The 14,226-nt window shown below is 64.2% G+C and carries 11 protein-coding genes; 10 read left to right on the top strand and 1 reads right to left on the bottom strand.

The annotated features are described in order from the left end of the window. Nucleotides 1–10: 10 nt before the first annotated feature. The 9 genes from J8F10_RS36390 to J8F10_RS36355 all read left to right on the top strand — a co-directional run bounded on the left by J8F10_RS36390 (nt 11) and on the right by J8F10_RS36355 (nt 9,104). A complete protein-coding gene (locus J8F10_RS36390) occupies nt 11–781 on the top strand; it encodes a cyclase family protein (RefSeq protein ID WP_210663061.1) in 771 nt (256 codons plus the stop codon). Continuing rightward, entirely contained in the window at nt 778–2,061 is a 1,284-nt protein-coding gene (kynU, locus tag J8F10_RS36385; protein ID WP_210663059.1) for a kynureninase, read from the top strand. The genes J8F10_RS36390 and kynU overlap by 4 nt, the downstream gene beginning before the upstream one ends. Nucleotides 2,062–2,196: 135 nt before the next feature. Then, nucleotides 2,197–2,367, top strand: a complete 171-nt coding sequence (locus J8F10_RS36380; protein ID WP_210663057.1) for a hypothetical protein — start codon at nt 2,197–2,199, stop codon at nt 2,365–2,367. 139 nt (nt 2,368–2,506) lie between these two features. Then, a complete protein-coding gene (locus tag J8F10_RS39610) occupies nt 2,507–2,812 on the top strand; it encodes a hypothetical protein (protein ID WP_246524773.1) in 306 nt (101 codons plus the stop codon). Between the two features lie 168 nt (nt 2,813–2,980). Then, entirely contained in the window at nt 2,981–3,361 is a 381-nt protein-coding gene (locus tag J8F10_RS39605) for a hypothetical protein (protein ID WP_246524771.1), read from the top strand. Between the two features lie 222 nt (nt 3,362–3,583). Continuing rightward, nucleotides 3,584–4,921 (top strand): FAD-dependent oxidoreductase, encoded by a 1,338-nt coding sequence (locus J8F10_RS36370; protein ID WP_210663055.1) that lies wholly within the window; start codon nt 3,584–3,586, stop codon nt 4,919–4,921. Nucleotides 4,922–5,058: 137 nt separating this feature from the next. Continuing rightward, nucleotides 5,059–6,693 (top strand): HEAT repeat domain-containing protein, encoded by a 1,635-nt coding sequence (locus J8F10_RS36365; protein WP_210663053.1) that lies wholly within the window; start codon nt 5,059–5,061, stop codon nt 6,691–6,693. A 179-nt stretch (nt 6,694–6,872) separates the two neighbouring features. Further along, a complete protein-coding gene (locus J8F10_RS36360; RefSeq protein ID WP_210663051.1) occupies nt 6,873–7,790 on the top strand; it encodes a class I SAM-dependent methyltransferase in 918 nt (305 codons plus the stop codon). A gap of 582 nt (nt 7,791–8,372) precedes the next feature. After that, nucleotides 8,373–9,104, top strand: coding sequence for a Bax inhibitor-1/YccA family protein (locus J8F10_RS36355; RefSeq protein ID WP_210663049.1), 732 nt, complete (start codon nt 8,373–8,375; stop codon nt 9,102–9,104). Between the two features lie 133 nt (nt 9,105–9,237). On the opposite strand, the gene J8F10_RS39600 is transcribed toward J8F10_RS36355, so the two are convergent. Then, entirely contained in the window at nt 9,238–10,407 is a 1,170-nt protein-coding gene (locus tag J8F10_RS39600) for a transposase (RefSeq protein ID WP_246522717.1), read from the bottom strand. Nucleotides 10,408–10,767: 360 nt separating this feature from the next. Here J8F10_RS39600 and J8F10_RS36340 point away from each other — a divergent pair, with 360 nt between their 5' ends. After that, a complete protein-coding gene (locus J8F10_RS36340) occupies nt 10,768–13,107 on the top strand; it encodes a DUF11 domain-containing protein (RefSeq protein WP_210663048.1) in 2,340 nt (779 codons plus the stop codon). The last annotated feature ends 1,119 nt before the right edge of the window (nt 13,108–14,226 follow it).

Here is a 14,226-nt window from a genome sequence, read left to right as displayed (position 1 = left end):
AGGTGCCCTCATGCCGTTCGCGCAGGTCACCATCGGAGCGCGCATCTACCCCCTCACCAAGTGGGTCGATATCTCCATTCCGCTCGATCCGCACGGCCCGCAACCGAACGCATACGGAGTTCCGCCCGCGACCGCACGACCGTACTCCGGCGACGGCTTCGTGCTCGACACGCGACGGGGCGGGTCGTGTAACTGTGACGTAATCGAACTGACACCGCACTGCAACGGTACGCACACCGAGAGCGTCGGGCACCTCACGACGGAACGCTTCCCGCTCTCGAAGGTTACGCTGCCGTTGTTCCTGCCGTGTGTGCTGTTTTCGGTGGCTCCCGAGGGGCGCGAGATCCGCGCGGATGCGATCGAACGCGCCATAGGAAGGGCTCCGGTCGAGTTCCGAAACGCGCTCGTTGTTCGCACGCTCCCGAACGATCCGGACAAAATCACGCGCAAGTGGGAGGACGCGACCACTCCCTACTTCGGACCCGACGCAATGGCCGCGATCCGCGTGCACGGTGTGCAGCACCTGCTCGTCGATCTACCGTCGCTCGATCCGTTGATAGACGGGGGACATCTGACCGCGCACCGTATATTCTGGGACGTGCCGCCCGGTTCAAAAGAATTGCCCGATGCGCGTGCGTGTCAGCGCACGGTCACCGAGATGATCTTCGTGCCCGATCGGGTGCCGGACGGTCGTTACGCGCTCATGGTCCAGGTGCCGCCGCTGGTTTCGGACGCGGCCCCGTCTCGCCCACTCCTTTTCGATCTGGATGGCGCGGTATGACGATCGCCGAACTTCGCGCACGAGCCGACGAACTCGACCGGATCGACGCACTCTCGCACTTCCGCGATCGGTTCTGCGTTCCGCACCACACGGACGGCTCGGAAACAAGGTACCTGTGCGGTAACTCGCTCGGCCTCGCGCCGAAGGCCGCCCGCGCATCTGTCGAACAGGAACTGCTCGCGTGGGAATCGCTCGGCGTCGAGGGGCACTTCAAGCCCGAGCGCCCGTGGGTGTCGTTCCACGAGTTGTTTGCCGAACACCTCGCGACGATCGTGGGCGCGGCCCCGCACGAAGTGGTCGCGATGAACACGCTCACGGTGAATCTTCACCTGATGCTCACGAGCTTCTACCGCCCGGAACCGGCGCGCTTCAAAGTGCTCGTCGGGCACGCCGCGTTCCCCTCGGACCGGTACGCACTGGCATCGCAAATCGCCCTACGCGGATTCACGCCAGAAAATGCCCTCATCACCGCCGCACCGCGCGAAGGCGAGCACACGCTGCGCACCGAAGACGTTGTTGCCCTCATCGAGCAGCACGCGAGCGAACTGGCGCTCGTGCTCATGGACGGCGTGAACTACTACACCGGCGAGCGCATCGACATCGCGGCGATTACAGAAGCCGCGCACCGGTACGGGATCACCGCTGGGTTCGACCTCGCGCACGCGGCCGGCAACGTGCCGCTCGCGCTTCACGACTGGGACGCCGATTTCGCCGTGTGGTGCCATTACAAGTACCTCAATGGCGGGCCGGGTTGCGTCGCCGGGTGCTTCGTTCACGAGCGCCACGGGTTCGCACGCGACCCGCTCCCGCGAATGGCGGGCTGGTGGGGCCACGACAAGCACAGCCGTTTTCAAATGGGGCCGGAGTTCGAGCCGATTCTGGGCGCGGAAGGCTGGCAGCTCAGCAACCCGCCACTGTTCTCGCTCGCCGCGCTGTTACCGTCACTCGAACTGTTCGCGGACGCCGGAATGGACCGCCTCCGCGCAAAAAGTGAGGCGCTCACGGGCTTCCTCGATCGCACGCTCCGCACACTCTTCCCGGAGTGGATCGAGATCATCACGCCCTCCGCTCCCACTCACCGAGGGTGCCAGCTTTCCGTGCGCGTGAAGCGCGACGCGAAGAAGGCGTTCACCGCACTCGGCGCGAACGGCGTCATTTGCGACTGGCGCGAACCGGACGTGATCCGCCTCGCCCCGGTCCCGCTGTACAACCGGTTCGCGGACGTGGTGCGGTGCGCGGAGGTGCTGTCCGCGATTCACGCGGGTTCGGATTCTCTGTAAAACGAGCGATCGCGAGGAAGTGGCGCGCGCCCTGTATAACGAGCCGCGACCGCAACAGTAGTTTCAAGTGATTTGGCAGTGCCGCATGGGAGTTCCTAAGTTCAAGGTTCTCAGGCACTTGAACGGGAGCCTCCCATGCGACGTGGTTACTCTACGATCACCCCGGCGGTGGTCCACGCACTGACGCGCCGGACCTTGGAACGGACCCTGGGTTGGACCGATCATAAGGGCTCCGTTACCGTGGGCCAACTGATGGACGTGGTGCTGTTAGTGGCGGCCACCACCGGACCCTGTTCGCCGTGGTGACCCGGTACTTCCACTTCTCGCACGAGACCGCGCGACAGGCCGTTCGTGCGAACCTGGGCTCCGGGGACCACCTCACGGGCCGGTTGGTCGATGCCCTTCACGACGTGGCCGCGTTCACCCGGCGGGACCGGAGGCGCCGGTGGACGTGCGCCCTCGACGTGCATTACGTCCCCTTTACGGGGACCGCAGCACCCCAGGGATCATCGGCGGACCCAAGAAGGCCGGGACCTCGTTCTTCCACGCATGCGCCACCGGGGTCCTGATCCACAAGCACCGGCGGTACACCGTGGGGCTGATGAGCGTGACGAAAGGAGCCAAGCCGCACCAGCAGGTGCAGACCCTTCTGGACCAGGTGGCGGCCCGCGGGCTCACGGTCCGCGGGGTGGTTCTGGACGCCGGGTTCGACAGCGGGAGACCCTGTTGCTGTTGCAGGAACGGAACCTGAGCTACACCGTGCCGATGCGCAAGAAGGGTTCCGGCACGAACCGACGCAACGAGTGCTACACGCAACCTCACGGCACCATCACCACGATGGACGGGGTGACCGAGAAGGCCCGCCGGTCGGTGCCCACCCGGGTGCTCGTGTGGCGCCGCCCGGGCGAATCCCACGCGGGTGTACGCGTTCTCCGGGTGGGGCAAGGGAACGGCCGTGTCCGAGGCGAGGCGCGCGTGGCTCGGGCGGCGCCGGTACCGGGAGCGGTTCGGGATCGAGACCAGTTACCGGCAGAAGAACCAGGCCCGCGGGTGGACCACGAGCACCAACCCCGAGTACCGGTTGCTGCTGGAAGGGGTGGCGCTGCTGTTGCGACAGGTGTGGGTGTGCTTGACCCTTCGGATCGCTCGCGCACGGAACCGGAGCCCGAATGCGTGGGTACCTGAACTCCCGTTGGTCGAGATGCTCGACTGGCTCGCACAACGTATCCGCGCGCGATACCCACGCACGCGATGTATCACGCTGCCCCACAAAATACTTACAACCGCTCCAATGCCTTGAAACTACTGGCAAGGGAGCGGGGCGCTTCCCGCTCCCTTGCGGTCGCGGCTCGTCCGGCGCGCACAAGGTACCCGGGGTTGAAACCCCGGGCTATTCCCGGTGGCCCCGTTGGGGCCGCGAAGACACGCCGGTTTATGGTTTTTGGACCCCGAATGGGGTCACCGGAAATAGCCCGGGGTTTCAACCCCGGGCGCCTCACGCCACCCAACGGCGGAACCTCCCATGCGTGAAGTCACTCTGGTCGGCGGCGGGTTGTCCGGCGCGCTGCTCGCGCTGATGTTGGCGCGCCGAGGGGTGAGCGTCACCGTCTACGAGCGGCGCGCGGACGTGCGCGCCGAGCAGATCGAAGAGGGGCGCTCGATCAACCTCGCGCTCTCGGTGCGCGGGATTCACGCCCTGAACCGCGTGGGCCTCGACGCCGAGGTGCTGGCGCGGGCGATCCCGATGCGCGGCCGGTACATCCACCCCGTAACCGGTACCTGTTCGCTCATCCCCTACGGGCGCACGGCCGACGAAGTCATTCACTCCGTCGGGCGCCGCGGGCTGAACGTGCAACTGCTCGATGCCCTCGCGCGCGAAAAGAACGCCACCGTACACTTCCAGCACCGCTGCACCAATTACAACCTCCGCACGCAGACGCTGTCTATCCGCGACGAAGCCGCCGGGCGCGAATTCGGGGTCGAAGCCCCCGTTGTGATCGGCACCGACGGTGCGGCGTCCGCGGTGCGACTCGCGCTGATGCAAAACACGCGCATGAATTACTCACAGGAGTATTTGGACCACGGCTATAAGGAATTGACGATCCCGCCCGCGCCCGACGGTACGTTCCGGCTGGAACCGAACGCGCTGCACATCTGGCCGCGCGGCGGGTACATGATGATCGCGCTGCCGAACCTCGATCGCTCGTTCACCTGCACGCTGTTCCTGCCGCACCAAGGCACCCCGGGATTCGATCGACTCGCAGTGCCCAGCGACGTGACGGCGTTCTTCGCCCAAACGTTCCCGGACGCGGTCCCGCTCATTGCCGACCTCCCGGGCGAGTTCTTCCGCAACCCGACCGGCGGACTGGTCACCGTGCGCTGTTCGCCGTGGTATTCCGCTGGGCACGCGCTTCTGCTCGGCGATGCGGCGCACGCGATCGTCCCGTTCTTCGGCCAGGGAATGAACTGCGCGTTTGAAGATTGCGAAGTGTTGGCGGACCTGTACGACGAGCAGGGCGGAAACTGGGACGAGGTGTTCCCGCGGTTCTTCGCGTCGCGGAAGCCGAACACCGACGCCATCGCGCAACTGGCGCTGGACAACTTCATCGAGATGCGCGACACATCAGCCGATCCGCACTTCGCCTTGAAGCGGCAACTCGAACACAAGCTCGAAGAACGCTACCCGGGCCAGTTCGTCTCGAAGTACGGGATGGTCTCGTTCCACCGCACCCCGTACCGCGAGGCCCTCGAACGCGGGCGCGTACAGGATCGAATTCTGATGGACGTGTGCTCGCGGGCGAACGCCCTCGCCGAAATCGACATCGGTGCCGCGTTCGCGCGGCTCCGCGCCGGGGCGTGATTCAAACTGCCACTCCAGCAAGCTTGTAAAGTTTTCAAGTCCGGCTTGTGATCGTCGTTCCGCTCAGGGTAAGATTCTCCCCGCCTTGTGCCCGTGTGGGTCGGGATGAAGGTTACTAACTCCAGGAGGGACACGTCATGGTCGGTTACCGGAGTTCGCGGTTCGTACCAGTGCTCGTTGCGGGCGCGCTGATGCTGTCAGGGCCAGCACTGGCACAGCAAACCGGTGTGCAAACCCTTCTTCCACCTCCTATTACCATCCCGGTTCCACCGCCTCCCGCCACGTCCCCGCTACCCTCGCTGGAACTGCCCGCCCTGCCCACGCCGCCCCAACCCCAGCCCGTTCCGAACTTCATGCCGTCGGTTGGGGGCCTTCCACCGACCATGCCCGCACCCATACGACTCGCCTTTAAGATCGACCCAAATGCGTCCGTAAAAGACCTGCTGCCCCCGGCACCGAAGATCGCCCGCGCGCGCGGACCTCTCGTGACGGACGATCTCACGAAAGTAGAGGAAGTTGAGTTCGAGGCCCGCCCCGAGAAAGTGCCCTCGGACGGCAAGCTGACCGAACGGGCCGCGCACCAACTGGCGAAGATCAATCACATGAACGCGAAGAAGACCGATGCGTTCATGGCCGCGCTTGTGGAGAATCGCCCGGATCTCGCGGGTTTGCCTTTCGCGATGGGTGACGACTGCCGCACTTCTGGCGAGCGCAGCAAACAGTTCGGGCACGCGGTCGCAACAATCCGGAGGTCGTTCCCCAACCAAACGACTTTTGGCAGGCAAGCCGATGGCGTTCCTCCAGGGGTGCAAGGTTTTTGGCCGCTCTACACCACGTTCTGCGATCAAGAAGACGCGACTCGCTCCAGGACCGACAAGGTGCTCGCGGAACACGTTGCGGTCGCGCGCATCGCGGCGCTCATGCAGATGCTCGCGCCCGAGTCGCCGGAATTGCGCACCGGACTGGTGAAGTACCTCGCGGCTGTTCAGCACGCGGAAGCGACGAAGGCGCTCGCGAAGCTGGCGGTCTTTTCGTCCGAAGACGAAGTGCGGAACGCAGCAATTGATGTGCTCAAGGTGCGCCGGGAAAAGGACTACACCGATATTCTGGTGAAGGGGCTGCGCTACCCGTTCCCCGCGGTCGCGAAGCGGTCCGCGGACGCGATCACCCGCATCGGGCGCACGGACCTGATCGCCGAACTCGTCGCGGTGCTCGAGGAGGAAGACCCGCGGATGCCGCAACTGAAGAAGGACGCGGACAAGAAAACGCTGGTCGTGCGCGAGATGGTGAAGGTGAACCACCACCGCAACTGCATGATGTGTCACGCGCCGAACGCGAATAGCGTCGTGCCCGCGTCCGCACTCGCGGCCGAAGTACCGGTTCAGGGCCAGCCGCTCCCGACACCGGCCCAGGGCTACCGCCAATCGTCGCCGGAGCTGATGATCCGCCTCGACGTCACGTACTTGCGGCAAGATTTCTCGGTGATGCTCGCGGTCGCGGACGCGCACCCGTGGCCGGAACTGCAGCGGTTCGATTTCCTCGTTCGCGAACGCACGCTCACCGGTGATGAAGCGGCCGCTTATCGCGACAAACTCACGCCCAAAGAGATCGGCGTACTGTCGCCGTACCACCGGGCCGCGCTCGCCGCGTTGCGCGAGTTGACGGGCAAAGACACCAGCCCGACCGCGGCGGCCTGGCGGAAGTTGTTGGACATGCCCACAAAGTCCGACACGAAGACCAAGACCGAAGTGATTGAGATCATCCGCGGGTAGTCGAAGTCGTGGGCGCCCGCGTGCCGTGGCTCTTCGTCACGGGGAGTTACGGCGCGCAAAATGCCATGCCACTTTGAAAACACACTCCTCGGTTGCTGTGGCACGACCGCGCGAAATGCCGTATTTAAAGGATGACCCGAAGTCGGGCCGGAGTGCAACCACCACGAGGAATCGGCGATATGGACATCGCTGCGAAGCAGGCGGAACTGGACGCGGTCACGTGGTACCACGAGTTCGACTTCGGGAATGGATTGCGGACCAAAACGCACTGCCACCAGATCGAACAGCACCGGCACATCTGGAAATTCATGGAGTCGCACCTCGCGACCATTGATTTCCGCGACAAATCGGTTCTCGATATCGGCGCCTGGGACGGGTACTGGAGCTTCTTCGCCGAGAAGCGCGGGGCACGATCGGTACTCGCGAGTGACGACCTGGGGCAGAACTGGTCCCAGGGGCGCGGCATTCACCTGGCGAAAGAGCTGCTCGGCTCGTCCATCGAAATTGATCAGAACCAGTCCGTTTACACGCTCGGCGCGCGCGGGCAGAAGTTCGACGTAATTCTTTTCCTCGGCGTTTATTACCACCTGCACGACCCGTTCCACGCGCTCGCGCAGATCCGGCACTGTTGCCACCCGAACACGATCGTCGTTGTCGACGGCCCCGTTGCGACCAACCTCGAACCGAACGAGGCGCTGTACGACTTCCCGAATCAGTACTGCGAATGGCTCCCGACCGTCGGGGCGCTTCAACAAGTGCTGACAGCGACGTACTTTGCGAACACTGTTGCCGGCTACCTGGAACCGCAAGCCCCACCGCCCCCGCCGCTCGCTCCGCCACCCGGTCGGCTCGGCTGGCGGTGGCGCATTGAGATGTGCCGCGCGGCCCTGCGCGGTTCGCGCCCGGATATGGTGACCCTGCTCGATAACGTCACGCCCGAACCCCCGCCGCCGCCCCCGCACGCTCACAACAAGCGGGTGCTGTTGACTTGCACCCCTCACGAGGGTGCGGGTACGTATCACTACCGCCCGCCGTTCGGACTCGACGCTTACGATCCGCGTTTTCGTAACGCACGCGGTGCCCGTACCGCGGCGTGAAGCGACTTGTCTCGCGGCACGCAGTGTGCATAGAATGGGTGGCCTTTGGGGACATTCCACCGAAGCGTCTTTGCACACAGCGTTCATGGCCGGAATCCCGAGTGCAGTGAGTTCGCGGATTCGGGGTTAAGCGGCCGCTCTGTTTACCGATAGAGGGTGTATTTTCTCAACGGAATGCGCTCTGTCGTGAGTCAGAAAATCCGGCGGGGCGGGGCAAGAATCGGCCGAACCCAAAAATGTTAGCAAATGTTAGTGGGGGCGCAGTTTTCTCTGGTTTTTCATGAGTTTTGTACGTGGTGCGCGTGCGGAAAATGGGCGCGGAACGTTAGCCATTGTTAGCCGTTTGGAGCGGGGCCAAGAACCGATCGTACAGAGCCATCGAACCGATTTTCCCAGCATCTGCTGGCATTTCGTGTACCATCCCATTTAGTTTGAACGAATACCGTGCTCTCGCGGCGGTACGGCCCGCAATTTTGGTTGCGAGTTACTCTTGCGCAATTGAGAGAAACAGGTTGCAGCGCCCGCAGCATTGATTCGGCAGAAGCGTCAGACGAAGCGAAAATTCACTAGCAGAGGTTCAACATGAGCTACCTCGTTGACGGATACCACAGCGAAACCGTGGCCTCAGCCCCGCCGAGCGCCCGCGTCGCGTTCATTCGCCGGACCTACGCCCACCTCGCGGGCGCGGTACTCGCGTTCGTGGGGATCGAAGCGGCCCTGCTGTCGTCCGGCCTCGGGATGGAGGTGTTCAAGTCGCTCTTCGCCTCCGGGGGCAACGGCGCGTGGATCGCGCTCATGGTGCTGTTCGTCGTGGGCGGCATCGGGGCACAGATGATGGCCCGGTCGCGCCAATCGGTGGGCGTGCAGTACGCAGGGCTCACGCTGTACGTACTGCTGGAAGTCATCATCTTCCTGCCCATTCTGATCGTCGCGACGCAGGCCCCGCAGTACGCCGGGAAAGACCTCCCGCTGCAAGCCGGGATCGTGACGCTGGCCGCGTTCGGCGGGCTGACCGCGGCCGTGTTCACGTCCGGCAAGGACTTCTCGTTCCTCGGGCCGGTCCTGTGGGTCGGGGCACTTCTGGGGATGGGGCTAGTCATTGCCGCGGTGATCGGCGGCTTCAGCCTGGGGTTGGGGTTCGCGGCGCTGATGGTGGCTCTGGCGTGTGGGTTCATCATTTACGACACGTCGAACATCATGCACCACTACAGCACCGACCAGCACGTGTCGGCCGCGCTGCAACTGTTCGCGTCCGTGGCGCTGCTGTTCTGGTACGTCCTCCGCATCTTCATGAGCGTCAGTAACGACGACTAGTGACTGAACGAGCGGCGACCGCGAGGGAGCGGGGTTTCCAGTGACCGAACGAGCCGCGAGGGAGCGGGAGGCTGCCACGGTTTTCGGTGTCCGACACACGGGATGTCTCTGCACCGCTCCCTCGCCAGTAGTTTCAAGGCGTTGCGTTGGTTGTAAGTGTATTGTGTGGCAGGGTAATACATCGTGTGCGTGGGTATCGTGAGCGGATCCGTTGCGTGAGCCAGTCGAGCATCTCGGCCAACGGGAACTGGGCGACCCAGGCGGTCGGCGCGAGCCCGCGTGCCCGAGCGATCCGGAGCGTCAGGTACACCCACACCTGGCGCAACAGCAGGGCCACGCCCTCGAGCAGCAACCGGTACTCGGGGTTGGTGCTGGTGGTCCACCCGCGGGCCTGGTTCTTCTGCCGATAGCTGGTCTCGATCCCGAACCGCTCTCGGTACCGCCGGCGCCCCAACCGAGCCCGGTTCGCCTCCGACACGGCGGTCGCATCGCCCCACCCGCGGAACGCGTACACCCGGGCGTGCGATTCGCCCTTCCGTTGCCACACGAGCACCCGAGTCGATACCGCCTTGCGGCTCTTCTCGGTGACCCACTCCATGGTGGTGATGGTGCCGTGGGGTTGGGTGTAGCTGGCGTTGCGGCGGTTGGTACCGGTGCCCTTCTTGCGCATCGGGACCGTGTAGCTCAGGTTCCGTTCCTGCAACAGCAACAGGGTCTCCCCGCTGTCGAACCCGGCGTCCAGAACCACCCCGCGGACCGTGAGCCCGCGGGCCGCCACCTGGTCCAGAAGGGTCTGCACCTGCTGGTGCGGCTTGGTTCCTTTCGTCACGCTCATCAGCCCCACGGTGTACCGCCGGTGCTTGTGAATCAGTACCCCGGTGGCGTACGCGTGAAAGAACGAGGTCCCGGCCTTCTTGGGTCCGCCGATGATCCCCGGGGTGCTGCGATCCCCATAAAAGGGGACGTAATGCACATCGATGGCACACGTCCACCGGCGCCTCCGGTCCCGGCGCGTGAACCCCGCCACCTGGTGAAGGGCATCCACCAACCGGGCCGTGAGTTGGTCCCGGGAACCCCGGTTGGCGTGCATCGCCTGTCGCGCGGTCTCGTGGGAGAACCCGAAGTACCGGGTCACTACCGCGAACAACGTGCGGGTGGTGCCCGCGATCAACAGCACCAGGTCGAGCAACTGGGTGCGCGTGACCGACCGCTTGTAGTCGGTCCAACCCAGGGCCCGTTCCAACGTTCGGCGCGTCAGTGCGTGGACCACCGCCGGGGTGATCGTAGAGTAACCACGTCGCATGGGAGGCTCCCGTTCAAGTGCCTGAGAACCTTGAACTTAGGAACTCCCATGCGGCACTGCCAAATCACTTGAAACTACTGGCAAGGGAGCGGCTCGTTTAGTCAGGGGTTGCGCTAGCGCCTTACCCCTGGCTACCATCGATCGCCCTTACCGGGGTTAAAAGCCCCGGTCCTTTGTCTTCTGTTTTCTGGCCTCTGTTCTCTGCCTTCTGATCTCTGTTCTCTGTTCTGTCTGATCCGCGCGATCCGCGTTATCCGCGGTTGTTCCTCGTGTCGGCCGGGCCAGACCCGGCTTGCACTTCTTTCAAACTCTGCGTATCTCCTCACGCGCCTGAGTCCCTGCGCGGAGGGTTTCGCACCGATGTTCGCACGCCTCGCCGCTCTGGTTCTCGTCGCTGCGGTCGCGGGTATCGGCGGGTGCTCGTACAACCCCGCCACGTTCCCGTACTGGCTCCCGCCCGGGCGGATCGAGCAAACGCACGCGAAGCCCCGCGGGTTCGGTTACTTTCGCGACTTCGACCCGAAGGCGTGCCGCCTCGAAATCAAACCCGGCGGCAACGCGACCGCGCCGCTCGGCTCGCAAATCGTCCTCGTCGCCACCGTGTACGACAAGGAAGGGGTACCGCGCCGCGACCGGCGCGTGGAGTGGATGATCGAGGGGCCGGGGAACATCGTCGAAGCGGACGAGTCCGGGGTCTTCGCCGGGCGCGGGTACAAGGTCGATAACAAGTACGCGGTCACGTACACGTCTTACATTCCCAAGACAATCACGCGCGGCAACGACGACCCGAAAGACGACGTGGCCGTTGAACCGGGACAAACGTTTGTGGTCATCAGCTCGGCCATCCCGGGCGAGACGGTGGTCACCGCTTACGCGCCGGAAGTCTTCAACTGGGACAACGGGCGCGTCATCACAAAAGTGATGTGGGGCGATTCGCGGTTCAAGTTCCCCGAAACCACGACCGTGCGCATCGGCGGCGAAACGACGCTCGCGACCAGCATCAACCCCGCGTCGGCGGACGCCGGGAGCAACTTCCGCGTGCGGTACCGGGTGATCGGCGGCCCGCCCGCGGTTCTCGTGTCAAAGAGCGGAGACGACACCACCGCGAGCCTGTCCGGGAGCGGCGGGAAGGAAGCCGAAGCGCTCACCGACACCAACGGCGAAGCGGCCGTGCGCCTCGTTCAGCGCGACCCGAAGGCCGGCAAGACGCGCGTCGCGGTCGAAGTGGTGAAGCCCCCGGAGAACGGCGTCGGCCCCGGTACGGTCGTCGGCCGGCGCGAAACGGTCGTCGAGTGGGCAACGGCCGAGGTGAAACTCAAGGTGGACGCGCCTCCGGTCGCGAGCGCGATCGGCACGTTCCCGGTGACGGTGTCGCTCGACAACATTGCCGGTGTGGACAGCAAGGACGCGCGCGTGCGGGTTACGATTTCCGACAGCGCGACCCTTTCGCGCAGCGAACCGCCGCCCACTCGTCAGGACGAAAAGGGCGGTCTGATCTTCGACCTCCCGCCCGTGAGCGGTAAGGGGAAGCAGTCGGTCGTGATGCAGGTGAGGCCCGCGAAGGTGGGGCAAGTCACAATCACCGCGGAAGCCGTCACCGCCGACAGTATGCGAGCGGACACGAGCGCGACGACGCGCGTCGAGCAAGGGAAACTGAACCTCGTGCTCGAAGTGCCCCCGATCGCACTCGCCGGCGAACGCATCCCGGGGCGCATCGCAATTACGAACGGCGGCGCGGCACCGGCCGAGAACGTGACCGTGTGGGCACAATTCGATGAGGGGTTGCTCTCCGGCACGGCGCGCAGTCCGGTCGAACTCACTGCCGGTACCCTCGCGCCGGGACAAACGAAGACGCTCGACCTTCCGCTGACCGCAAAGGCCACCGGCAGGTACGGTGTCCGCGTTCGCGCGACAGGCGACGGCAATTTGTCCGCTTCGGCGGAACCACTTTCCGTCGAGGTCCGCAAAGCCGAACTCGCGGTCGCGATCACCGGCCCGAAGCTCGCGTACCTCTACCAGCAGGTGAGTTGGTCGATCACGGTGGCCAATCGCGGCGACGCGCCCGTGTCGAACGCCGTGGTGCGAGCCACGCTCCCGCCCGAGGTGAAGATCACCGCTGCGGACGGCGGCACCATCGGCCCGGGTTCGGTGGAGTGGAAACTCGCGGACTTGGCTTCTGGCACGCAGAAATCGTTCAAGCTCGAAGGCGATGCGATCAAACTCGCGGCGCAAGCCGGTGTGACCGTCTCCGTGCTGGCAGACGCAACCAACAACGGCAAAACGGTAGGTACGCCGGTGGAGGGTCGAGCGGAAGCGTCGGTCGCGGTGATCGGGAACGCGGCCCTCTCGCTCGAACTCGCGACCCCGCCCGGGCTCGTGGAGGTGGGCAAGCGAGTCCGGTTCCAGATCCGCGTGAAGAACCAGGGGACCGTTTCCGCCCGCAATATCGACGTAACCGCACTAGCCCCGCCGGAACTGAAGCCGTTCCGCGGCACTGGGCCGGCGGAGGGCCGCATCGATAACGCCGGGCGCGTTGTGTTCCCGACGGTGGATGAACTGCAGCCGGGTCAAACGCTCACGTTCACGGTCGAAGTCGACGCGGCCCAAACCGGAGACGCCCGGTTCACGGCAGAAGTGAAGGCCGCGCACCTGCGGAACCCACTGAAGGAAGAACAGTCCGTCCGTGTTACCGGGAAGTAGCGACGCCCGCCCCTGCCCGCGATGCTTCCGGGCAGGTTTCTTTGAGGCGGCCGTTTTGCAGGATCGCACATCGTCTGTATTGAAACAGCGCGAATTACCCCGCCCGCGCTGTCGCTCACTCCCGCTGAAAGACCGCGAAAATATTTCTTATCGCCGCAAATCGTTTGTAAATCGCTGTTTGCTGAAATTGCATCGTGAGGCAAATCACAATTGGCACCGCGCGTGCTTTACCTTGTGTCGAGTCGGTATGCGAGTCCCGACTCAAGAAAGACATCACGCCAAACACGGGCACGGGAATAGTCGGGGTATGCGAGTCCCCCGACCGAATCCCGTGCCCCACTTCTTTTTCCAGCGCTAATTCGGCACAACTGCACACGAACTCCATTTACACTGCTCAATCCAGTCAGGTTGAGAATCCACCCGTAAGCCCGTTGCGGAGATTGAAGTGGCCGCGGTCACTCTTCACGTCTTGGACCTGGTTGGCCCCTGCGAGTCGTGGCCCGCTGATGACCAAGGCAACGCGGTCGTTCATTTTCCGGCCGGCGCCGTTGAACTGTCAAAAGAGCTGCGAAGGTTCTGGATTTATGTGTTGCTGATGGCCGTCCGAGATGGTGCGACCTCTGTGCATTGTCACTCAGAGCCAGCATCTGGCGCAGTGACGCTGTGCTACGCCGTGGACAACGTTCGCTACGAGTTTACTCCCCCACCGCCCGGCTACGCGACCGCACTCCTTGCCGTGGCCCGGTCGCTGTTCGTGCCACCTCGTCGCCGATTCGCGCTGTTTAACCGCCGCAGGTCCGACGCGACGATATCTTCGACGGTCGCCATTGACTCGGGCGGCAACCCGATTGTTTGGGACGCAGTATGTTGGTCGGTCGGTGCCCGGGCTGGTGTTGAATTGTACCGCGTGACGCCGTTCGACCGCCTGAGCGTTACCCGCGTGAGCACCAGACATCCGTGCGAATAATGCGGCCGGTTAGGACCGGGAAACACCTCTGTCAGTGGCCTTGGGGCCCAATTCATTCATTTTTGGCCCTCCTTTTCTCCCTCGCGCCACGTGGCTCGGTCACAAAACGCTAGGAATCCCGGGGCGTTTGCCCCGCGCGACCTGCGGTTGAC

The sequence above is a fragment of the Gemmata palustris genome (assembly GCF_017939745.1).
GTDB lineage: Bacteria > Planctomycetota > Planctomycetia > Gemmatales > Gemmataceae > Gemmata > Gemmata palustris.
The sequence above is the reverse complement of the archived record's forward strand: the minus strand, read 5'-3'. Positions and strand labels throughout refer to the sequence as shown.